This window comes from Cupriavidus taiwanensis, assembly GCF_900250075.1.
Classification (GTDB): domain Bacteria; phylum Pseudomonadota; class Gammaproteobacteria; order Burkholderiales; family Burkholderiaceae; genus Cupriavidus; species Cupriavidus taiwanensis_C.
Map to the genome: position 1 here is coordinate 2,904,704 of NZ_LT977070.1, position 21,449 is coordinate 2,926,152.

The 21,449-nt window shown below is 68.4% G+C and carries 17 protein-coding genes; 10 read left to right on the forward strand and 7 right to left on the reverse strand.

Features of this window, described 5'->3' with window-relative positions; translation table 11 throughout:
• Positions 1-16: 16 nt before the first annotated feature.
• Entirely contained in the window at positions 17-1,576 is a 1,560-nt protein-coding gene (locus tag CBM2588_RS13575) for a cryptochrome/photolyase family protein (RefSeq protein ID WP_115680933.1), read from the forward strand.
• A 21-nt stretch (positions 1,577-1,597) separates the two neighbouring features.
• Here the strand turns inward: CBM2588_RS13575 and CBM2588_RS13580 are convergent, their stop codons facing one another.
• Genes CBM2588_RS13580 through hemC form a run of 3 tightly spaced genes read right to left on the reverse strand, consistent with a single transcriptional unit; the run spans position 1,598 to position 5,972 of the window.
• Complete coding sequence (locus tag CBM2588_RS13580) at positions 1,598-2,788, reverse strand: heme biosynthesis protein HemY (protein ID WP_115680934.1); 1,191 nt, start codon at positions 2,786-2,788, stop codon at positions 1,598-1,600.
• 4 nt (positions 2,789-2,792) lie between these two features.
• On the reverse strand, positions 2,793-4,952 hold the full coding sequence (gene hemDX / locus CBM2588_RS13585) for a fused uroporphyrinogen-III synthase HemD/membrane protein HemX (RefSeq protein ID WP_115680935.1): 2,160 nt from the start codon (positions 4,950-4,952) through the stop codon (positions 2,793-2,795).
• Between the two features lie 9 nt (positions 4,953-4,961).
• On the reverse strand, positions 4,962-5,972 hold the full coding sequence (gene hemC / locus CBM2588_RS13590) for a hydroxymethylbilane synthase (RefSeq protein ID WP_115680936.1): 1,011 nt from the start codon (positions 5,970-5,972) through the stop codon (positions 4,962-4,964).
• A gap of 74 nt (positions 5,973-6,046) precedes the next feature.
• On the opposite strand from hemC, the gene ppc reads away from it, so the two are divergent.
• A complete protein-coding gene (gene ppc, locus CBM2588_RS13595; RefSeq protein ID WP_115680937.1) occupies positions 6,047-9,088 on the forward strand; it encodes a phosphoenolpyruvate carboxylase in 3,042 nt (1,013 codons plus the stop codon).
• 207 nt (positions 9,089-9,295) lie between these two features.
• Here the strand turns inward: ppc and CBM2588_RS13600 are convergent, their stop codons facing one another.
• Entirely contained in the window at positions 9,296-9,907 is a 612-nt protein-coding gene (locus CBM2588_RS13600) for a ferritin-like domain-containing protein (RefSeq protein ID WP_172583593.1), read from the reverse strand.
• A 144-nt stretch (positions 9,908-10,051) separates the two neighbouring features.
• Between CBM2588_RS13600 and CBM2588_RS13605 the strand changes: the two genes are divergently transcribed.
• From CBM2588_RS13605 to CBM2588_RS13625, 5 genes are all read left to right on the forward strand, one after another.
• Positions 10,052-10,651, forward strand: coding sequence for a sigma-70 family RNA polymerase sigma factor (locus tag CBM2588_RS13605; RefSeq protein WP_115680938.1), 600 nt, complete (start codon positions 10,052-10,054; stop codon positions 10,649-10,651).
• Positions 10,648-11,394, forward strand: coding sequence for an anti-sigma factor (locus CBM2588_RS13610; RefSeq protein ID WP_115680939.1), 747 nt, complete (start codon positions 10,648-10,650; stop codon positions 11,392-11,394). Before CBM2588_RS13605 ends, CBM2588_RS13610 begins: the two co-directional genes overlap by 4 nt.
• 132 nt (positions 11,395-11,526) lie before the next feature.
• Positions 11,527-12,945 (forward strand): argininosuccinate lyase, encoded by a 1,419-nt coding sequence (gene argH / locus CBM2588_RS13615; RefSeq protein ID WP_115680940.1) that lies wholly within the window; start codon positions 11,527-11,529, stop codon positions 12,943-12,945.
• Between the two features lie 297 nt (positions 12,946-13,242).
• On the forward strand, positions 13,243-13,842 hold the full coding sequence (locus CBM2588_RS13620) for a TRAP transporter small permease subunit (protein WP_115680941.1): 600 nt from the start codon (positions 13,243-13,245) through the stop codon (positions 13,840-13,842).
• Positions 13,843-13,854: 12 nt separating this feature from the next.
• The gene (locus CBM2588_RS13625; protein WP_115680942.1) at positions 13,855-15,573 is read left to right on the forward strand and encodes a TRAP transporter large permease; all 1,719 of its coding nucleotides are present in this window, start codon (positions 13,855-13,857) and stop codon (positions 15,571-15,573) included.
• 60 nt (positions 15,574-15,633) lie between these two features.
• Here CBM2588_RS13625 and CBM2588_RS13630 read toward each other — a convergent pair whose 3' ends face one another.
• Entirely contained in the window at positions 15,634-16,548 is a 915-nt protein-coding gene (locus tag CBM2588_RS13630; RefSeq protein WP_115681492.1) for a LysR substrate-binding domain-containing protein, read from the reverse strand.
• Positions 16,549-16,674: 126 nt separating this feature from the next.
• Here CBM2588_RS13630 and CBM2588_RS13635 point away from each other — a divergent pair, with 126 nt between their 5' ends.
• The 3 genes from CBM2588_RS13635 (at position 16,675) to CBM2588_RS13645 (ending at position 18,260) form a co-directional block, all read left to right on the forward strand.
• Positions 16,675-17,370, forward strand: coding sequence for a glutathione S-transferase family protein (locus CBM2588_RS13635; protein WP_115680943.1), 696 nt, complete (start codon positions 16,675-16,677; stop codon positions 17,368-17,370).
• A 241-nt stretch (positions 17,371-17,611) separates the two neighbouring features.
• A complete protein-coding gene (locus tag CBM2588_RS13640; protein WP_115680944.1) occupies positions 17,612-17,848 on the forward strand; it encodes a FitA-like ribbon-helix-helix domain-containing protein in 237 nt (78 codons plus the stop codon).
• The gene (locus CBM2588_RS13645) at positions 17,835-18,260 is read left to right on the forward strand and encodes a type II toxin-antitoxin system VapC family toxin (RefSeq protein WP_115680945.1); all 426 of its coding nucleotides are present in this window, start codon (positions 17,835-17,837) and stop codon (positions 18,258-18,260) included. Before CBM2588_RS13640 ends, CBM2588_RS13645 begins: the two co-directional genes overlap by 14 nt.
• Before the next feature lie 54 nt (positions 18,261-18,314).
• On the opposite strand, the gene CBM2588_RS13650 is transcribed toward CBM2588_RS13645, so the two are convergent.
• Positions 18,315-20,585, reverse strand: a complete 2,271-nt coding sequence (locus CBM2588_RS13650) for an arginine/lysine/ornithine decarboxylase (protein WP_115680946.1) — start codon at positions 20,583-20,585, stop codon at positions 18,315-18,317.
• A gap of 230 nt (positions 20,586-20,815) precedes the next feature.
• Positions 20,816-21,382 (reverse strand): dCTP deaminase, encoded by a 567-nt coding sequence (gene dcd / locus CBM2588_RS13655; RefSeq protein ID WP_018008077.1) that lies wholly within the window; start codon positions 21,380-21,382, stop codon positions 20,816-20,818.
• Between the last annotated feature and the right edge of the window lie 67 nt (positions 21,383-21,449).

Here is a 21,449-nt window from a genome sequence, read left to right on the forward strand (position 1 = left end):
AGACAGGCAAGCGAACATGCAGCCAGCAGCCACACCGGCTACTTCCCGGCCACCATACCGGATCGGCAAGACCTTTGCGCGCGGGCTGGCCTGGTTCCGGCGCGACCTGCGCGCCACCGACCACGCGGCGCTGCATTATGCCCTGCGGCACTGCGCGCAGGTGTGGTGCGTGTTCGTATTCGACCGCGACATCCTCGACCCGCTGCTGGCGCGCGGGCTGCGGGCTGACCGGCGGGTCGAATTCATCCGTGAATCGCTGGTGGAACTCGCCGAGACACTGGCCGCGGCCGGCGGCGGCCTGATCGTGCTGCACGACCGCGCGCAGACCGCCATCCCGGCACTGGCGCGCGCCCTGGACGCCGAGGCGGTCTTCGCCAACCACGACTACGAGCCCGCCGCGAACGCCCGCGACGAAGCGGTGCGCCAGGCGCTGTCGGAACAGTCCTGCGCGCTCTTTACCTTCAAGGACCAGGCGGTGTTCGAGCGCGACGAGATCCTGAACGGCCAGGGCAAGCCGTTCTCGGTGTTCACGCCGTACAAGAACGCCTGGCTCCGGAGCGTGGAGCCGTTCGACCTGCGCCCTTATCCCGTCGAACCGTACCTGCCGGCGCTGGCGCCGGTGCCCGCCGCGTACCGCCAGCCGGTGCCGACGCTCGCGCAGCTCGGCTTTGGTGCCAGCAACCTTGCCGAGATCGCGATGCCCACCGGCGCATCGGGTGCCAAGGCCTTGTTCGAGGAATTCAGCGGGCGCATGGGCGACTACGGCCGGCGGCGCGACTACCCTTCCCTGCGCGGCCCCAGCTACCTGTCGGTGCACCTGCGCTTCGGCACCATCTCGATCCGCACGCTGGCGCGCACGGCGCACGCCGTCATGCTGCGCGGCGGCGCCGACAGCGCGGGCGCGGCGGTGTGGCTGTCGGAACTGATCTGGCGCGATTTCTACTTCATGGTCCTGCATCACCATCCGCGCGTCGCCGCCGGCGCGTCGTTCCAGCCAGCCTATGACGCCATCCGCTGGCAGGACGGCGACACCGGCGAGCGCTATTTCCGCGCCTGGCGCGACGCCGCCACGGGGTATCCGCTGATCGACGCGGCGATGCTGCAGATCCGGCAAAGCGGCTATATGCACAACCGCCTGCGCATGGTCACGGCCAGCTTCCTGGTGAAGGACCTGGGCGTCGACTGGCGCCGCGGCGAGCAGTATTTTGCCGACCAGCTCAATGATTTCGACCTGGCCGCCAACAACGGCGGCTGGCAATGGGCCGCGTCCACCGGCTGCGATGCGCAGCCGTGGTTCCGCATCTTCAATCCGGTGACGCAGTCGCAGAAGTTCGATCCGCAGGGCCGCTTTATCCGCAAATATCTGCCGCAACTGGCGGCGTTGCCGGACAAGTACCTGCACGCGCCGTGGACCGCCCCGGAAGCCGTGCTGGCCGAGGCCGGCGTGCGGCTGGGCGACAACTACCCGCGCCCGCTGGTGCAGCACGACGTGGCGCGCCAGCAAACGCTGCGGCGCTATGAAGTGGTGAAGCAGGTGGTGAAGCCGGAGGTGAAGGGCGCCGGCGCGGAGGACTGAACGCGCCGGCCGCCGTGCCGCTCAGGCGGCCAGCATCGCGCTTTCGCGATAGTGGCGCTGCGCGTCTTCGAAGCGCTCGGTTTCCTCGAACAGCCGCGCCAGGGCCAGGTGCGTGCGCACGCGCAGGCGGCGCTGCTGATCGGGGTCGGCATACTTGAGCGCGCGCTCGAAGCTGGACTGCGCCTTGCCCCACAGCTTTTCGCCCAGGCACAGCACGCCCAGCGTGTAGTACAGGTCGGCGTCGGCGGGATGCGCGGCCAGCCATTTCTCGGCCTGCTGGATCTGCGGCAGCGCATGGCCGGGCACGGCGCAATCGGCATAGCGCAGCACCAGGCGGCTGTCCCAGTTGACCTTGAGCGCGTCTTCGATGATGCGGCGGGCTTCGTTCTGCCGCCCCAGCGCGGCGAAGTAGCGCGCCGCCGGTTCGGCGATGCGGGTGGCGCGGCGCTCGTCGGCGGACAGCGAGCGCCAGAATTCGGACAGCGCCTCGGCATCGTGGCGGCGCTCTTCCAGCATGGCTTCGACGGCCATCTGCTTGAGCCGCAGCGCCAGCACCGGATGCAGGGCGTTGCGCTTCTCCAGCGAGCGCGCCAGGCGCAGCACCTCGGACCAGTTCTTCAGGTGCTGGTGCGCGCGCAGCGCGATGCGCTGCACATGGATCTGGCGCGCGCCCTGCGACTGCAGCTGGGCGATGGTTTCGAGCGCGCCGTCGGCATCGCGGGCATCGACCAGCAGCTCGGCCATCGACACCAGCCGGGCCTGCTCGCGCTCGGGGTCGGTCACCTGCGCCATCCAGGCGTCGCGCCGCTCGGTTTCCTGCATGCGGTGCGCGGCGCGCGCGCCGATCAGCGCGGCGGTCTGGGCCTGGTCGTCCCATGACTGGGCTTCGCGCGCGGCGCGCTCGGCGCGGGCGAAACGGCCGGCGAACAGGTTTTCGATCGACTCGCGCAGCGCCGCCTGGGCCTTGCTCATGCGGCTGCGCTCGCGATAGGCGGCGGCGCGGCGCGGCATCTCGGCCAGATGGCGGATGGTGGACATCACCGTCCACACCACGAAGAAGATCAGCAGCAGCAGCGCCAGCGCCAGGTTCAGCGACAGCTCGACCCGGTACGGCGGATAGAACAGCACCACATTGCTGTGGTTGAACTGCGTGAACAGGGCCAGCCCGACGGCGCCGCCGAACAGGACCGCAACCCAGAACAGAAGGCGCATGGGCTTACTCCTTCTTCAGGGCTTGCAGCGCGCCCAGGCTTTCGGCCATGGTCGGCAGCTGCACCGTGACCGCGCCGGCCTGCGCCTGGCGCAGCAGCGTCAGCACACCCTGCACGCGGCGCGACTTGGTATCGAAATAGCGGCCGATCATCGCCTGCGCCGCGGCCAGGTCGTTGCGGAACACGGGTTCGTTGCGCGACAGCAGCGCCAGGCGCGCATTGAGCAGGCGCAGCTTGACGTTCTCGCGCAGGAACCAGCCCTGGTCGCCGGAGAGCAGCAGCGCCTCGGCATCGTCGACCTTGCGGATGCGGATCACCTGCGCCAGTTCTTCGCGCAGGTAGTCCCAGAAGCGGGTGAACCAGCCCGGGCCGGTGCCGCTGGCGGCGGCCGGCGCGCTGGCGCCCCGGGGACCATTACCACCGTTGGCGGCGGCGCCCTTGCGGGCATCGGCCTCGCTGCGCTCGAGCATGCGCTCGCTCGACAGCAGCGGCAGCGCATCGACCTGGTTGATGGCTTCGTCCAGCTTGATCGCGGCGCCGGTCAGGTCGGTGTCGGGCACCGCCTTCATGCGCGCCACGTCGCGGGCGATGGCCCGGCGCAGCAGGTTGTATTGCGGCTTGTCGGCGCGCGCCAGGCGCGCGTCGGCGCTCTGCAGCGCGGCCAGCGCGACCTGCACGTTGCCGGTCAGCTGCAGCTGCTGACCGGCGCTGGTCAGCAACTGCTGGATCTCGGCGATTTCCCAGTCGTCGCGATTACGCATCAGGTCCTGGTAGACCTGCTCCAGCGCCACCTGCTTGTCGCGGGTCTCGCCGACCTGGTTCTCCAGCGCGCCGACCTTGGCCTGCAGTTCCTTGACGGTGTCCTGCGCGTTGCGCGTCAGCACGCGCGACTCCTGCACCAGCGCGTCGTTGCTTTGCTGGCGGCGCGCCAGCTCGCCGGTCAGGTGGTCGACACGCTGCTGCAACCACCAGAAGCCGCCGGCGGTCGCCACCACCAGCACGGCGACCAGCGCCCATAGCGCGGCGGAGCGGCGCGCGGCGGGACGGGCAGCGCCGCCGTCGCCGGCGCCTTGCGGCGGCACCGCCTGCGCGGACTGCGCCGGGTGGACAGAGGCCGCGCCAGGCGGCGGCGTAGCGGAGGAGGACGTGGTTTCTTGCGTCACGCGTTCGACCTTCGTTGACATTGCAGGGACTGCGGCAGGTGCGCTGGCGGCCGGCGGCGTTGCTTCGACCGGCTTGGCGGCCGCGGGGGCGATCGGCGCTGGCAGGCTCGATGGCGCGGGCCCGGCAGGCGCAGGACCGGCATAAGCATCGGCCCACTGCAGGCACGCCGCCAGCAGGCCGGCATCGCCGGGCGCGGCACGCTGGATATGGGCGAAGCCCAGCGCCAGCGCCTGTTCGGCGATTCTCGCATGGGGCGCGATGCACTGCACCTGCCGCAGCGAAGCGTCTTCCTGGGGCGACAGATGCTGCCGTGCCAGCACGTCGAGGTTGCGCACCGCCTCGGAACTGGTTAGCAGCCAGGCATGCGGTGCGGCGCCGGGACGCAGGTTGTCGCGCACGGCCTGCCATTGCATCGCGGTCGGTTCGGGCAGCGTGCGCTGGTAGGCCTCGACGGCTTCGACGTGGGCGCCGGCCTCGCGCAGGCGGTCGCCGAGCCAGTCGCGTCCGCCGTTGCCGCGGATGATCAGCACCGGCTTGCCGGCCAGTGCGGCGGGATCGAGCTGCGCCCACAGCGCCTCGGAATCGAAACGCAGCGCCTCGGCATCGGGCACCGTATCGTCATGCCCCGCCCCGTTGCCGCTGGCGCCCGCGGGCGCGATCACGCGATACGCCGGTGCGGCGATGCCGCGCTCGGCCAGCGCGGCGACGCTGGCCGGGCCGACCACTGCCGCCGCGACCTGAGCCGGCCAGCGCGCCACGGCCGAGCCCTGCACACCGGCGAGCGCGTCCAGCGCAAAGGCAATGGCATTGGGGCTGACGAACACCACCAGCGCAAACGTGTCCAGCCGCGCCAGCGCCGCGCGCAGCGGCCCGTCGTCAGCGGCCGGGCCGATCGCCAGCAGCGGGAAGCTGAGTACATCCAGACCGGCGCCCTGCAGGGCCTCGGTCAGTTGCCGGGACTGCCCGGCGGGTCGTGTCACAACGACGGTCGGGCGGGGCATCGGGCAGCCTCAGGCAGGAGATGGAGCAGCGGCGTCGCCTGAATCGGCCAGCGCGGCAAGGATCGACTCGGCGCCCTGCGCCAGCAGGTCGCCGGCGCAAGCCTGGCCCAGCGCTTCGGCGGCAGCCAGGTCGGCGGCGGGCCCCGCCGCCGCGGCGCGGATGGCACGGCTACCGTCGGGCAAGGCGACGAAGGCCTCCAGCCGCAGCTGGTCGCCGTCCCAGCGCGCGTGCGCCGCCAGCGGGACCTGGCAGGAGCCGCCCAGCCGGCGCGACACGGCGCGCTCGGCGGTCACGGCCAGCGCGGTCGGCTGGTGGTTCAGCGGCGCCAGCCACTCGGCCAGTTCCGGGCGGGTGGAAAGGGTCTCGATCCCAAGCGCGCCCTGCCCCGCGGCCGGCAGCGACGCCTCGGCCGGGATCAGCGCGCGGATGCGATCGCCCAGCCCGAGCCGCTTCAGGCCCGCGGCGGCCAGGATGATGGCGCCATATTCGCCGCGATCGAGCTTGCCGAGCCGCGTGTCGAGGTTGCCGCGCAGCGGCTTGATCACCAGGTGCGGGTAGCGGCTGCGCAGCGCGGCTTCGCGGCGCAGGCTGGAAGTGCCGACCACGGTACCGGGCGGCATCTCGTCCAGCGATGCATAAGCCGACGACACCAGCGCGTCGCGCGGATCCTCGCGCTCCATCACCGCCGCCAGGGTGAAGCCCGGGGGCAGCTCCATCGGCACATCCTTGAGCGAATGCACCGCGAGGTCGGCCCGGCCTTCGTCCATCGCGAACTCCAGTTCTTTGACAAACAGACCCTTGCCGCCGACTTTCGACAGCGTACGGTCTAGAATCTGGTCTCCCCGGGTGGTCATGCCAAGAATGGACACGTCGCACGCGGGATAGTATTGTTGCAATGCAGCACGCACATGTTCTGCCTGCCACAGCGCCAGACGGCTCTCTCGGGAGGCAATGACGAGCTTTTGCGGAAGGTTGCGAGACACGACAGCGGTAGCGGAAGACGGGGTGGCGGACGACATGCGTCAATGGTAGCACGCGCCCCAATCGCCCCTCCGCACCATTAGATAAGCTTAGAGAAGCAAGAGGAGATTGCATGACGCAGCATGCTGCGCGGCCCAATGGTCGGAAGACCGGCGCGGCCGCCAAGGATTCGTCCGCCGCGAAAGGTGACGCAACCGGCGCAACCAGCGCTAAACCGCCCCGCTCCGCCCCCCGCGCAGCCAAGCGTTCTACCAAGCCCACGCTTTCGATCGTGTCGAGCAACGGAACCACCATCGCCGCCCCCACCCGCCGCACCGCCCGCACCGCTGACAAGGACGTGCCGCTGCGCGAGGACATCCGCTTCCTGGGCCGCCTGCTGGGCGACTGCCTGCGCGAGCAGGAAGGCGACGCCGCCTTCGAGGTGGTCGAGACCATCCGCCAGACCGCGGTGCGCTTCCGCCGCGAGAACGACCGCGCCGCCGGCGCCGAGCTGGACCGGCTGCTCAAGCGCCTGTCGCGCGACCAGACCAACCAGGTGGTCCGCGCCTTCAGCTATTTCTCGCACCTGGCCAATATCGCCGAGGACCAGCACCATAACCGCCGCCGCCGCGTGCATGCGCTGGCCGGCTCGCCGCCGCAGGACGGCAGCCTGCAGCACGCGCTGGAAAAGATCGACGCCGCCGGAGTCACCGGCAAGCAGCTGCGCAAGTTCCTCGACGAGGCGCTGATCGTGCCAGTGCTGACCGCGCACCCGACCGAAGTCCAGCGCAAGAGCATCCTTGACGCCGAGCGCGAGATCGCCCGCCTGCTGGCCGAGCGCGACCTGCCGATGACCGCGCGCGAGCGCGAGCACAACACCGCGCAGCTGCGCGCCAAGGTCACCACGCTGTGGCAGACCCGCATGCTGCGCGACGCGCGCCTGACGGTGGCCGACGAGATCGAGAACGCGCTGTCGTACTACCGCACCACCTTCCTGCGCGGCATCCCGCAGCTGATGAGCGAGCTGGAAGAAGACATCGCCGCAGTGTTCCCGGGGACGCGCAAGCGCAAGGGCGCCGCTGGCGCCTCGGGCACGCAAGCCGCGCCGCTGGCGCCGTTCCTGCAGATGGGTTCCTGGATCGGCGGCGACCGCGACGGCAACCCCAACGTGACCGCCGAGACCCTGGAGCACGCCGCCAGCCAGCAGGCGCAGCTGATCCTGGACTGGTACCTGGAAGAAGTGCACGCGCTCGGCGCCGAGCTGTCGATGTCGATGCTGATGGTCGACGCCAGCCCGGAACTGCTGGCGCTGGCCGAGCGCTCGCCCGACCATTCCGAGCACCGCGCCGACGAGCCCTACCGGCGCGCGCTGATCGGTATCTACGCGCGCCTGGCCGCCACCTGCAAGGCGCTGAGCGGACATGCCGCGACCCGCCGCCCGGTGGCGCCGGCCGAGCCCTATGACAGCGCCGAGGCCTTCGGCGCCGACATCCAGGTGGTGATCGACTCCTTGCGCGCGCACCACGGCCAGGCGCTGGCCAGCCACCGCATCGATGCCCTGGCCCGCGCCATCGCCGTGTTCGGCTTCCACCTGGCCTCGGTCGACATGCGCCAGGTCTCCGACGTGCACGAGGCGGTCATCGCCGAACTGTTCGCCGCCGCCGGCATCGCCCCCGACTACGCCGCGCTGCCCGAGGCGCGCAAGCTGGAACTGCTGCTGGCCGAACTGCGCCAGCCGCGCCTGCTGACGCTGCCGTGGCACGAGTACTCGGAGCAGACCCGCAAGGAACTGGCAATCTTCGCCGCCGCGCGCGAGCTGCGTGCGCGCTATGGCAAGCGCATTGCGCGCAACTACATCATCTCGCACACCGAGACGCTGTCGGACCTGGTCGAAGTCATGCTGCTGCAGAAGGAATCCGGCATGCTGCAGGGCACGCTGGGCAGCAAGACCGACCCGGCGCGCATGGAGCTGATGGTGATCCCGCTGTTCGAGACCATCGAGGATTTGCGCAACGCCGCCGGCATCATGCAGTCGCTGCTGGACCTGCCGGGCTTCGATTCGGTGATCGCGCACCATGGGGTCGAGCAGGAAGTGATGCTTGGCTATTCGGACTCGAACAAGGACGGCGGCTTCCTGACCTCGACCTGGGAGCTATACAATGCCGAGCTGGAGCTGGTGCAGCTGTTCGAGCAGCGCAACGTCAAGCTGCGCCTGTTCCACGGCCGCGGCGGCACCGTCGGCCGCGGCGGCGGCCCGACCTACCAGGCCATCCTGTCGCAGCCGCCGGGCACGGTCAACGGCCAGATCCGCCTGACCGAGCAGGGCGAGATCATCAACAGCAAGTTCGCCAATGCCGAGATCGGCCGGCGCAACCTGGAAACGGTGGTCGCCGCGACGCTGGAAGCCTCGCTGCTGCCGCAGCAAAACGCGCCGAAGGACCTGGATACCTTCGAGGCCGTGATGCAGCAGTTGTCGGACCGCGCCTTCACGGCCTATCGCGACCTGGTCTACGAAACCCCCGGCTTCAAGGACTACTTCTTCGCCACCACGCCGATCACCGAGATCGCCGACCTGAACCTGGGTTCGCGGCCGGCCTCGCGCAAGCTGATGGACAAGAAGAACCGCCGCATCGAAGACCTGCGCGCGATCCCGTGGGGCTTCTCGTGGGGCCAGTGCCGCCTGCTGCTGCCGGGCTGGTACGGCTTCGGCAGCGCGGTGCGCTCGCTGCTCGACAGCGCGCCGGACGACAAGGCGCGCAAGCAGGCCGTCACCACGCTGCGGCGCATGGTCAAGACCTGGCCGTTCTTCTCGACGCTGCTGTCCAACATGGACATGGTGCTGGCCAAGACCGACCTGGCGGTGGCCTCGCGCTACGCCCAACTGTGCGACGACGCCGCGCTGCGCCGCAATGTGTTCAACCGCATCAGCAAGGAATGGCACCTGACCTGCGACATGCTGGCGCTGATCACCGGCCACCAGGAGCGGCTGGCGGACAACCCGCTGCTGGCGCGCTCGATCAAGAACCGCTTTGCGTATCTGGATCCGCTCAACCACTTGCAGGTGGAACTGCTCAAGCGCTACCGGGCCGGCAAGGATGGGGATGATATCCGCGTACGGCGCGGGATCCACCTGACCATCAATGGGGTGGCGGCGGGGTTGCGCAATACGGGTTGATTGTCCTTCTGGCTCCCCTCTCCCATTTATGGGAGAGGGGTCGGGGGAGAGGGCAGGCGCTCGCCAGCATGACGCCGCCCGGATCGCCACTACCGGCTCACTGTGAGATTTGAATCTCTGCAGTCCTGCCGCCACCTGCCCTCTCCCCCAGCCCCTCTCCCGCAAGCGGGAGAGGGGAGCAAACCCGCGGCAAGCTCAGACAACCCCTCACCCCACAAACGCCCCCGGCACCGGATCTTCACCCAGCGCGTGCAGCAGCACCGCCCAGTGCATCGCCTCGTCGCCGAGGATGCTGCCCGCCGCGCGCGTCAGCTCGCGGTTGTAAAAGTTCGGCAGCACGCCCAGGTAGGCCGACGTGGCGCCCTTCTCGAGCCCGGCGGCAAAGCGCAGCACGTCGGCCTGCGTCTTCAGCTTGTCGGTCGGAAACTCATACGCCGACGCCTTCTTCGCCGTTACCGGCGTGCCGCCCAGCTTCGACACCGTCCCGGCCAGCACCTGCGCATGGGCCTTGTGGTGGTCCTGGAACTTGACCGCGGTGGCCAGCACCGGCTTCTGCAGCAGGCCGCTTTCGGCGCCGGCCTGGTAGGCCGCGATCGCCTGGTATTCCAGCCCCAGCGCGGTATTGAGGATATTGATGTCGTCCTTGGTGCTGCCCGATTGCGTCTGCGCCCACGCCGGCATCGATTCGCCGAGCGTGATGACGGCCAGCGAGCCCAGCGCGAACAGGCCGGGCGCCTTGAGCAGCCCGCGCCGGCGCGCGTCCGGCGGCGTGATGAGGGTTCCGGTCTCGCGTGCGGGCTTTTGTGACATGCGGTCCATGGTGTGCTCCGGTGAGGGATGACAACGTGGCGCCCCCGGGACGGGGTGCCTGGCTTGCGCCTGTCAGCATCTACGCAGGCCCCGCGCGTTTGGATGCAGCGCTACCTATAATCCGGCAAAGCTTGCTTGCAAGGAGCCGTCCCGGTGCCGCCCTCCCCGCAGCCGTCCTATGCCACGCCCGCCAGCCCCGACCGGCTGGAAGGACTGTTGCAGGCCGTGGCGGTGGGCGAGCGCCAGGCACTGCGCGCACTCTACGACCTCACCGCAACGAAACTGTTTGGCCTTGCGCTGCGTATTACCGGCAGGCGCGATTGGGCGGAGGATGTCGTGCAGGAAAGTTTTGTCAGCATCTGGCACCACGCCGGCGACTACCGGCCGCAGCTGGCCGCGCCGATGACGTGGATGACCGCGATCGTGCGCAACCGCGCGCTCGACTGCCTGCGCCGGGCGGCGGCGGCGCGCGTGCCGCAGACTGCCGAACTGGAGCAGGACCTGGCCGAATGGCTGGCCGACGACTCTGCCGGGCCCGCCGAACTTGCCGAAGCCAGCCAGCAGGCGCGCGCGCTCAACCGCTGCCTGCAGCGGCTGGAGCAGCCCCAGCGCCAGGCCATCATGCTGGCCTACCTGCAGGACCTGAGCCACGCCGAGCTGGCCGAGCGCCTGCGCGCGCCGCTGGGCACGGTCAAGTCCTGGATCCGGCGCGGGCTGGAGCGGCTGCGCAACTGCATGGAGGGCGCGGCATGAAGCTGGCCAGCCACCCCGACCTGCTCGACCGGATCGCAGCCCAGTACGCGCTGGGCGTGCTGCGCGGCGGCGCGCGCCGGCGCCTGGAGCGGCTGGCGCATGAAGAACCGGCGGTGCGCGCGGCGATCCACCGCTGGCAGGCGCGCCTTGCCGGCGTGGCCGAATTGCAGGCGGCGGCCGAGCCGGTAGACAAGGTCTGGTGCGGGATCGAGGAAAGGCTTGGCTGGAAGGCGGCCGAGGAGCGCAGTTCGCTCGCCGCACCCCGCGCCGCTGGGCCCGTCGCCGGCGGCTGGTGGCAGCGCCTGTGGACGGCGCCGGTGTTCTGGCGCGGCGCCACGGCGGCGATGGCGGTGGTGGCGGTGCTGGCCATCGGCATGCAGCTGGCAGGTCAGCGCGAGGCGGCTCCCGGCGAAGTCATCGCCGTGCTCAACGACGAGCGTGCGCGGCCGGCCATGCTGGTGTCATGGGACGCAGGGAGCGGCGATCTTGTGGTGCGGCGGCTGGATCACCTGAGACTGAGCGATCAGCAAGTATTGCAGCTGTGGGCGCTGCCGGAACGCGGCAAGCCACAGTCCCTGGGCCTGATCGGCCGTGTGCCCCAGGCGAGACTGGCCCTGGCGCAAGGGCCGGTAGCCGTGCCAGCGCTGGCCGTCAGCATCGAACCGGCCGGCGGCTCGCCCAGCGCCGACGGGCCCAGCGGCCCGGTGGTGTTCAAGGGGCCCGTGGTCCACAGCCGGCCCTGACCACCGCCCCGCCGTCGCGGCCGGCACCGCCAGCGCGCCGCCGGGCGATATAATCGCCGTTTCCCAAATTTTCGCGCCCGCCGCCGTCCGCACGCCGGCCGCCTGCCGCGCGAGCCACTGCAGCCGACGTCCATGTCCAACTCCCAACTTGCCAAGAAAGGCGAAGCCTGGTCCGCCCGCTTCTCCGAACCGATGTCCGACCTGGTGAAGCGCTACACCGCCTCGGTGTTCTTCGACAAGCGCCTGGCCCTGTTCGACATCCAGGGCTCGCTGGCCCACGCGGCCATGCTGGCACAGCAGGGCATCATCGCCGAGGCCGACCGCGCCGAGATCGAACGCGGCATGGCGCAGATCCGGGGCGAGATCGAGGCCGGCAGCTTTGAATGGAAGCTGGACCTGGAAGACGTCCACCTGAACATCGAGGCGCGCCTGACCGCGCTGGTGGGCGATGCCGGCAAGCGCCTGCACACCGGCCGCTCGCGCAACGACCAGGTCGCCACCGACATCCGCCTGTGGCTGCGCAGCGAGATCGACAACATCATCGCGCTGCTGGGCGCGCTGCGCACCTCGCTGCTCGACCTGGCCGAGCAGCACGCCGACACCATCCTGCCTGGCTTCACCCACCTGCAGGTGGCGCAGCCGGTCACCTTCGGCCACCACCTGCTGGCGTACAACGAAATGTTCACGCGCGATGCCGAGCGCATGGCCGACTGCCGCAAGCGCGTCAACCGCCTGCCGCTGGGTGCCGCCGCGCTGGCCGGCACCAGCTATCCGATCGACCGCGAGTTCGTCGCGCAGCAACTGGGCTTCGACGGCGTCTGCCGCAATTCGCTGGACGCGGTCTCGGACCGCGACTTCGCCATCGAATTCTGCGCCGCCGCCGCGCTGGTGATGACCCACGTGTCGCGCTTCTCGGAAGAGCTGGTGCTGTGGATGAGCCCGCGCGTGGGCTTTATCGACATCGCCGACCGCTTCTGCACCGGCAGCTCGATCATGCCGCAGAAGAAGAACCCCGACGTGCCCGAGCTGGCGCGCGGCAAGACCGGCCGCGTCAACGGCCACCTGATCGGCCTGCTGACGCTGATGAAGGGCCAGCCGCTGGCGTACAACAAGGACAACCAGGAAGACAAGGAGCCGCTGTTCGACACCGTCGATACCGTGGTCGACACGCTGCGCATCTTCGCCGACATGGTGCCGGGCATCAGCGTCAAGCCCGAAGCGATGCGCGCCGCCGCGCTGCAGGGCTATGCCACCGCCACCGACCTGGCCGACTACCTGGTGAAGAAGGGCCTGCCCTTCCGCGATGCGCATGAGGCCGTGGCCCACGCCGTGCGCGCCTGCGACGGCCGCCAGTGCGACCTGGCCGACCTGAGCGTGGCCGAGCTGCGCGAGGTCTCCGGCCTGGGCGACCAGGCCGCGCTGATCGGCGACGACGTGCACGCGGTGCTGACGCTGGAAGGCTCGGTCGCGGCGCGCAACCATGTCGGCGGCACCGCGCCGGACCAGGTGCGCGCGGCCATCGCGGCGGCACGCGCGGCGCTGAACGGCTGATCGTCCTTTCCCGGGTAATCCGGCAAGCCGCAAACGGGAGCGCAAGCTCCCGTTTTTCTTTTCTGTCCGCCGACGCACCGACGACTGTTGCAGATTGCATGAAGCAGACGCGGCCGTGCGCCGATTTCCCATGCGGGAATATCGAATCGGCGTGGCACGACCGGCGAATCTGCACATAACTGGTGCAAATTCGCCGGAAAATGTGATGCACTGGGGATTCACCCTAAAGATGCGGGGCCGTCGACGCCGTAGACTAACGCGCCACCCCCTGTATCCCCCAATCCCTAGGACGATCACATGTCTTCCCTCATGAGGATCTCGCGGCTTATCGACGCCGTGAATGCTTTCATCGGGCAGTGGGCGAAATGGCTGGTCCTGCTGGCCGTGCTGGTCTGCGCAGGCAACGCCATCATTCGCTACACCTTCAGCATCAGTTCCAACGCCTGGCTCGAACTGCAGTGGTATATGTTCGCCGGCGTGTTCCTGCTCGGCGCCCCGTACACCCTGCGCCGCGACGAGCATGTGCGCATCGACGTCGTCGCCGGCCGCTTCTCCGAGCGCACCCAGGTCTGGATCGATGTGTTCGGCATCCTGTTCTTCCTGCTGCCGATCTCCGTCATCATCCTCTGGCTGGCGATTCCCTACTTCTGGCTGTCCTACGCCGGCCACGAGATGTCCGGCAATGCCGGCGGACTGATCCGCTGGCCGGCCAAGTTCCTGATCGTGGCGGGCTTTGCCCTGATGATCCTGCAGGGCCTGTCGGAGCTGATCAAGCGCTTCGCCTACCTGAAGGGGGACCTGCCGTTCTCGGCCTTCCGCAAGCACGCCGTCGACCCGGCGCTGGAGATCGCCGCGATCGCCGAGGCCAACCAGACCGCCGCGTCTGAAAAACGATAAGAGGCGCGCACGATGACGCAATTCCTGATTGCGAACATGGCACCGATCATGTTCGCCTCGCTGGTGGTATTCCTGCTGTCGGGCTTTCCGATCGCCTTTGCGCTGGCCGCCAACGGGCTGCTGTTCGCCTTCATCGGCATCGAGCTGGGGATGCTGCCGCCCGAGCTGCTGCAGGCGCTGCCCAGCCGGCTGTTCGGCATCATCGAGAACGATACGCTGCTGGCGATCCCGTTCTTCACCTTCATGGGCCTGATCCTGGAACGCTCAGGCATGGCCGAGGACCTGCTCGACACCATCGGCCAGCTGTTCGGCCCGATCCGCGGCGGCCTGGCCTACGCGGTGATCTTCGTCGGTGCGCTGCTGGCGGCGACCACCGGCGTGGTGGCGGCCTCGGTGATCTCGATGGGGCTGATCTCGCTGCCGCTGATGCTCAAGTACAAGTACGACAAGCGGCTGGCCTCGGGCGTGATCGCGGCCTCGGGCACGCTGGCGCAGATCATCCCGCCGTCGCTGGTGCTGATCGTGCTGGCCGACCAGCTCGGCCGCTCGGTGGGCGACATGTACAAGGGCGCGTTCGTGCCGGGCCTGGTGCTGACCGGGCTGTACATGGGCTACGTGTTGCTGGTCACGCTGATCAAGCCGGCCGCCGCGCCGGCGCTGCCGCTCGAGGCCCGCACCTTCCGCGAGCCCAGCGGCAAGAGCGGCGCCGCCTCGGTGCTGGTGCTGACCGCGCTGGCGGTGGCGGTGGGCGTGGCGGTGGACAAGCTCTACAAGCCCGAGGCGCCGCTGGACGAGCGCCTGGTGGTCTCGGTGGGCGCGGCGATCCTGTTCGCCTTCGTGCTGGCGGTGATCAACAAGACGCTGAAGCTCGGCCTGCTGTCGCAGATGGCGGAGAAGGTCACCTTCGTGCTGATCCCGCCGCTGGCGCTGATCTTTCTGGTGCTCGGCACCATCTTCGTCGGCGTGGCCACGCCGACCGAAGGCGGCGGCATGGGCGCGCTCGGGGCGCTGATCCTGGCCATGGTCAAGCGCCGTCTCGACCTGGGCCTGACCAGGCAGGCCATGGAAGCCACGCTCAAGCTGTCGGCCTTCGTGATCTTCATCCTGATTGGCGCGCGCGTGTTCTCGCTGACGTTCTACGGCGTCGACGGCCATATCTGGGTCGAGCACCTGCTGACCGCGCTGCCCGGCGGCCAGACCGGCTTCCTGGTGGCGGTGAACGTGCTGTTCTTCCTGCTGGCGTTCTTCCTCGACTTCTTCGAGCTGGCCTTTATCCTGGTGCCGCTGGTGGGACCGGTGGCAGACAAGCTCGGCATCGACCTGATCTGGTTCGGCGTGCTGCTGGCGGTCAACATGCAGACCTCGTTCATGCATCCGCCGTTCGGCTTCTCGCTGTTCTACCTGCGCTCGGTGGCGCCGCGCGAAGTCAAGACCTCCGATATCTACTGGGGCTCGGTGCCGTTCGTGGTGATCCAGCTGGTGATGGTGGCGCTGATCATCGTTTTCCCCGGCCTGGTCAGCACCGGCACGCAGAAGGCGCAGGACCGCAGCATCACGCGCGACCTCAGCATCGACCTGGAAGGCAGCAGCCCCAAACCGGCCGCGCCAGGCTTGTCGATTCCGGGCCCGGGGTCGGTGCCTGCCGAGTCGGGCTCGCTCGAATTGCCGACGCAGCCGCCGGCGGAAAGCGAATCAGCCGTGCCGCAGTTCGAGTTCGAGAAGAAGAAATAAGCCTGCCCCAGCGGCAGTCTCGGGCAAACCCGCCAGGCCCCGCAGCGATGCGGGGCCTTTTTATTGCGGCATGGCCGTGCCGGCGCCGCCCCGCGCCAGGCATTGCGCGAGGAAGTCGACAGTGGCCCGCACCGCAGGCAACTGCCCGCGCCGCGCCGGCAGCAGCAGCGTGGTGGTCACGCTGCCGGCCGTCCACTGCGGCAGCACGCGCGCCAGTTGCCCGGCCGCCAGCGCCGCGCGGCACAGTTCGTGCGGCAGCGGCACGATGCCAAGCCCCGCCACGGCGGCGCCGAGCAGCACGGTGGATTCATTCACGGTCATGCGCGGCACCGGGGTGGCTTCTGCACGCGCGCCCTGGGGCCCCCCCAGCCGCCATGTGCCGGCGGCGGACCCGGTCAGCAGCCCGTCGTGGCCAGACAGCTGCGCGGGCGATGCCGGCGTGCCGCGCGCAGCCAGGTAGCCGGGCGACGCCACCAGCACGATGTCCTCGACGGCAAGCTGCCGTTGCACCAGCCCGGAGTCCGGCAGCGGCGCGAAATGGCTGCGCACCGCGATATCGAAGCCTTCCTGCACCAGGTCGACCATCCGGTCGGACACCTCCAGCTGCACGTGCAGGCGCGGATAGGCGCGCGCCAGCGCCGGCAGGTGCGGCGCCAGGTAGCGCTGCGCGGTGGGCACCGCGGCGGTGATCCGCACCGTGCCGCTGGGCTCGGCCACGCGCCGCTGCACCGCCTCTTGCGCGGCCTCGGCTTCGATCAGCGCGGCCTGCGCGTGATCGTAGAAGTCGCGGCCGGCATCGGTCAGCGTGAAGCTGCGCGAGCTGCGGTAGAGCAGCCGCGCCTGCAGGGCCTGCTCCAGCTCGGCCACGCGCTTGCTGACCGTGGACTTGGGCACTCCCAGCGCCCGCCCCGCGGCGGCAAAACCCCCATGGGTCACGGCGACGACGAAGAAGCGCAGGTCGTTGAGGTTGATCATCGCAGGCAAAGTCTATGTGTGTGGACGATAGGTCGAATTTTTGCCTACTACTCACGCAAAGTCCATGCATCTACAGTCCACCTGTGCCCGATCGGCGGGCCCTAACCGAATCCAGGAGAACTACCCATGACTACCCCCACCCTCTTCTACGGCGTTCCCTCCGGCTGCTCGTTCGGCTCGATCGTGGCGCTGGAATGGCTTGGCCAGCCCTATCGCCTGAGCCGCATCGAAATGCCCGAAGTCGTGACCAGCGATGCCTACCGCCAGATCAACCCGGTCGGCGAAACGCCGACGCTGATGGACGCGCAAGGCAATTTCCTCAGCGAAAGCATGGCGATCCTCAACCACATCGGCGCGCGCGGCATCGAGCGCAAGCTTGGCTTTGCCCAGGGCACGCGCGATTTCGACCGGCTCAACCAGCAGCTGGGCTACCTCAACACCAGCTACTTCGGCGCCTTTGCCCCGCTCTGGCATGCATTGGAAGGCGTGGACGAGACCGACCGGCCTGCACTGGTGCGCTATGGCACGGAGCAGGTCCGCCACGTGCACCAGGAACTCGAAGCCATGCTGGGCGAGCGGCCCTGGCTGCTGGGCGAGCACCGCACCGTGGCCGACGCGTACTTCAGCGGCATCGCGCGCTGGTCGAAATACCACAAGGTGCTGAACGTCGAGGACTTCCCGAACCTGCAGCGCCTCTACAACCAGCTCGAAGCCGATCCGGCGGTGCGCTTTGCCCATGCCATCGAGCGGCAGGCGCCGGCGCAAAGCGCGGGGGCTTTCCAGGGCCACGTGACGCTGGAGGAAGTGCTGGCGCAGCGCTGACGCGACAGGCCTCGGCGTCGCGGCGAGGCACCCGCGCAATTGCGAATCGGCTCATCGACCAGCGGGCCGGCACGGCCCAGACTGGTTCCTGCGTTCAGCCCATACCCAGGAGAACACCATGCCGAGCACCAAATGCGCGGGGCACTTCGCCGCGACCCCGATCTACTGCCTGCCATCGATACGTGACCGCCGTAATGATAACAATGCTATCATCGCACCATCCAACGGTGAGGAGTTCACGATGGCAACCCTACTGGTTCGTGGCGTCGATGAAGCGCTGGTCCAGCGCCTGCGCGAGCAGGCCGTCGCCAATGGCCGCAGCGCCGAGGCAGAACACCGCGCCATCCTGGCGCAGGCGCTGGGCGGCACGGCCCGGCGCACTTTTGCCGAGGTGCTTGCCGGCATGCCGGACGTCGGCCAGGACGCCGACTTCGAGCGCATCCAGGATACGGGCGAGGCGCCGCGTGTATTTGATTGATACCAACGTCATCAGCGAGACCCGCAAGCGGGAGCGCGCCAACCCTGGCGTCCGCGCCTTCTTCCGGCAGGCGGCGCGCGACGGGGCCGCGCTCTACCTGTCGGCGCTGACCGTGGGCGAACTCCAGCGCGGCGTGGCACTGATCCGCCATCGCGGCGACGCGGTGCAGGCGGCGCTGCTGGAACGCTGGCTGGCCCATGTGCTCGAGGACTTCGGACGGCAGGTGCTGCCGGTCGATGCCGAGGTCGCGCAGGTCTGGGGCCAGTTGCGCGCGGCGCGGCCCGAGCACGCGCTGGACAAGTTCATCGCCGCGACCGCGCTGATCCACCGCCTCACCATCGTCACGCGCAATGTCGCGGACTTCCGCGGCACCGGCACGATGGTGATGAATCCGTTCAGACAGGACAAATAGAAAGGGCCCCGCCTTGGCGGGGCCCTTGCTGCATCCACGGATGCCGGCTGGCGCTCAGGCGCCCTGCTTCACGCAGTCGACGAAGTACGCCTTCTTGCCGTCGACCTCGTCCTCCACCAGGCCGTGGATGTCGGTCTCGAAGCCCGGGAACAGCTTGTTGAACTCGCGCGCAAACTTCAGGTACTGCACGATGGTGCGGTTGAAGCGTTCGCCCGGGATCAGCAGCGGAATGCCCGGCGGGTACGGCGTCAGCAGGATCGCGGTGACACGGCCTTCCAGGTCGTCGACCGGCACGCGCTCGATCTCGCGGTGGGCCATCATGGCCCACGCGTCCGACGGCTTCATCGCCGGCTCCATGTCCGACAGGTACATCTCCGTGGTCACGCGCGCCACGTCGTTGGCCTTGTACACGCTGTGGATCGCATCGCACAGGTCACGCAGGCCCATGCGCTCGTACTGCGGATACTTGCCGACGAATTCCGGCAGCACGCGCCACAGCGGCTGGTTCTGGTCGTAGTCGTCCTTGAACTGCTGCAGCTCGGTCACCAGCGAGTTCCAGCGGCCCTTGGTGATGCCGATGGTGAACATGATGAAGAACGAGTACAGCCCGGTCTTCTCGATGATGATGCCGTGCTCGGCCAGGTACTTGGTGACGATCGCCGCCGGGATGCCGCGCTCGCTGAACTCGCCGTCGACGTCCAGGCCCGGGGTGATGATGGTGGCCTTGATCGGGTCGAGCAGGTTGAAGCCGTCGGCGAGGTCGCCGAAGCCGTGCCAGCGCTCGTTGGCCTTCAGCATCCATTCCTCGCGGTCGCCGATGCCGTCTTCGATCAGCGCGTCCGGGCCCCACACCTTGAACCACCAGTCGCCGTTGTTGCCGGCATCGTAGTCGCCCTCGACCTTGCGCATGGCGCGGCGGAAGTCCATCGCTTCCTGGATGCTCTCTTCCACCAGCGCGGTGCCGCCCGGCGCTTCCATCATCGCCGCGGCCACGTCGCACGAGGCGATGATCGAGTACTGCGGGCTGGTCGAGGTATGCATCAGGTACGCTTCATTGAAGCGGTAGCGGTCCAGCTTGCGCGTCTCGGAGTCCTGCACCAGGATCTGAGAGGCCTGCGACAGGCCGGCCAGCAGCTTGTGCGTCGACTGCGTGGCGAACACCAGCGCGTCCTTGCTGCGCGGACGGTCCTTGCCGATCGCGTGCATGTTGCGATAGAAGTCGTGGAACGCCGCGTGCGGCAGCCAGGCTTCGTCGAAGTGCAGCGTGTCGATCTCGGCCGCCAGCATTTCCTTGATCTGCTCGGCGTTGTACAGCACGCCGTCGTAGGTGCCCTGGGTGATGGTCAGGATGCGCGGCTTCTGGTTCTTCGCCTTGCTGGCGAACGGGTGGCTGGCGATCTTCTTCTTGATCGTCTGCGGATCGAACTCGCTCTTCGGGATCGGGCCGATGATGCCGTAGTGGTTACGCGTCGGCATCAGGAACACCGGGATCGCGCCGGTCATCATGATCGCGTGCAGGATCGACTTGTGGCAGTTGCGGTCCACCACCACGATGTCGCCCGGCGCCACGTTGGCATGCCACACCATCTTGTTCGAGGTGGAGGTGCCGTTGGTGACGAAATACATGTGGTCGGAGTTGAAGATGCGCGCGGCATTGCGCTCCGACGCGGCCACCGGACCGGTGTGGTCCAGCAGCTGGCCCAGCTCGTCGACGGCGTTGCAGACGTCGGCGCGCAGCATGTTCTCGCCGAAGAACTGGTGGAACACCTGGCCCACCGGGCTCTTCAGGAAGGCCACGCCGCCCGAGTGCCCCGGGCAGTGCCACGAATACGAGCTGTCCTGCGCGTAGTCGATCAGCGCCTTGAAGAACGGCGGCGCCAGCGTGTCCAGGTAGACCTTGGCTTCGCGGATGATGTGGCGCGCCACGAACTCGGGCGTGTCCTCGAACATGTGGATGAAGCCGTGCAGCTCGCGCAGGATATCGTTGGGGATATGGCGCGAGGTGCGGGTCTCGCCGTACAGGAAGATCGGCAGGTCGGAGTTGCGGCGGCGCACCTCGGCGACGAAGGCGCGCAGCTTCTCGATCGCGGCGGCCTCGAGTTCCTCGCTGTCGCTGGCGAACTCGTCGTCGTCGATCGACACGATAAAGGTCGATGCCCGGCTCGCCTGCTGGGCGAACGAGGTCAGGTCGCCGTAGCTGGTCAGCCCCATGACTTCCATGCCCTCTTTCTCGATCGCCTCGGCCAGCGCGCGGATGCCGGAGCCGGAGATGTTTTCGGAGCGGAAGTCTTCGTCAATGATGATGACGGGGAAGCGGAATTTCATCGGGCATCCTTGATGGAAAGCAGGACATAAAGGACTTGAGCCACATGGCCCGCAGGGGTTCCCTGCGACGGCGGCATGTGGCTCTTGGATCAAATTGCGGCACGTCATTCCCGCGTAGGCGGGAATCCAGCGTCTTTAAAAGTCGCTGGGTCCCCGCCTGCGCGGGGACGACAACCGCCTGGAAATATCAGGCATCGGTTAATGTCCGCGGCGCCCGCATTGTATAGCCATCAGGTCTTCGGCAGTGTGACACCGTGCTGGCCCTGGTACTTGCCGCCCCGGTCGGCGTACGAGGTCTCGCAGATCTCGTCGCTCTCGAAGAACAGTACCTGGGCGCAGCCCTCGCCGGCGTAGATCTTGGCTGGCAGCGGCGTGGTGTTGGAAAACTCCAGCGTCACATAGCCTTCCCATTCCGGCTCGAACGGCGTCACGTTGACGATGATGCCGCAGCGGGCGTAGGTGCTCTTGCCCAGGCAGATGGTTAGCACGCTGCGCGGGATGCGGAAATATTCCATCGTGCGCGCCAGCGCGAACGAATTGGGCGGGATGATGCAGACCTCGCCCTTGAAGTCCACGAACGACTTCTCGTCGAAGTTCTTCGGGTCGACGATGGTGCTGTTGATATTGGTGAAGATCTTGAATTCGTCGGCGCAGCGGATGTCGTAGCCGTAGCTCGAGGTGCCGTACGACACGATCTTGCGGCCGTCGGCCTCCCGGACCTGGCCTGGCTCGAACGGCTCGATCATGCCGTGCTGCTCCGCCATGCGGCGGATCCATTTGTCGGATTTGATGCTCATAGGGTTGGGAGGATAGACGGCTCGGAGTGCGCCGCATTGTACAACCATTCGGCGCGCGCCCCCCAAA

Excerpts from the sequence above, each read along its gene's own strand:
- CBM2588_RS13575 (WP_115680933.1), top strand. The coding sequence starts at position 17 with ATGCAGCCAGCAGCCACACCGGCTACTTCCCGGCCACCATACCGGATC.
- CBM2588_RS13580 (WP_115680934.1), bottom strand. The coding sequence starts at position 2,788 with ATGCGCCTTCTGTTCTGGGTTGCGGTCCTGTTCGGCGGCGCCGTCGGG.
- hemDX (WP_115680935.1), bottom strand. The coding sequence starts at position 4,952 with ATGCCCCGCCCGACCGTCGTTGTGACACGACCCGCCGGGCAGTCCCGG.
- hemC (WP_115680936.1), bottom strand. The coding sequence starts at position 5,972 with ATGTCGTCCGCCACCCCGTCTTCCGCTACCGCTGTCGTGTCTCGCAAC.
- ppc (WP_115680937.1), top strand. The coding sequence starts at position 6,047 with ATGACGCAGCATGCTGCGCGGCCCAATGGTCGGAAGACCGGCGCGGCC.
- CBM2588_RS13600 (WP_172583593.1), bottom strand. The coding sequence starts at position 9,907 with ATGGACCGCATGTCACAAAAGCCCGCACGCGAGACCGGAACCCTCATC.
- CBM2588_RS13610 (WP_115680939.1), top strand. The coding sequence starts at position 10,648 with ATGAAGCTGGCCAGCCACCCCGACCTGCTCGACCGGATCGCAGCCCAG.
- argH (WP_115680940.1), top strand. The coding sequence starts at position 11,527 with ATGTCCAACTCCCAACTTGCCAAGAAAGGCGAAGCCTGGTCCGCCCGC.
- CBM2588_RS13620 (WP_115680941.1), top strand. The coding sequence starts at position 13,243 with ATGTCTTCCCTCATGAGGATCTCGCGGCTTATCGACGCCGTGAATGCT.
- CBM2588_RS13625 (WP_115680942.1), top strand. The coding sequence starts at position 13,855 with ATGACGCAATTCCTGATTGCGAACATGGCACCGATCATGTTCGCCTCG.
- CBM2588_RS13630 (WP_115681492.1), bottom strand. The coding sequence starts at position 16,548 with ATGATCAACCTCAACGACCTGCGCTTCTTCGTCGTCGCCGTGACCCAT.
- CBM2588_RS13635 (WP_115680943.1), top strand. The coding sequence starts at position 16,675 with ATGACTACCCCCACCCTCTTCTACGGCGTTCCCTCCGGCTGCTCGTTC.
- CBM2588_RS13640 (WP_115680944.1), top strand. The coding sequence starts at position 17,612 with ATGGCAACCCTACTGGTTCGTGGCGTCGATGAAGCGCTGGTCCAGCGC.
- CBM2588_RS13650 (WP_115680946.1), bottom strand. The coding sequence starts at position 20,585 with ATGAAATTCCGCTTCCCCGTCATCATCATTGACGAAGACTTCCGCTCC.
- dcd (WP_018008077.1), bottom strand. The coding sequence starts at position 21,382 with ATGAGCATCAAATCCGACAAATGGATCCGCCGCATGGCGGAGCAGCAC.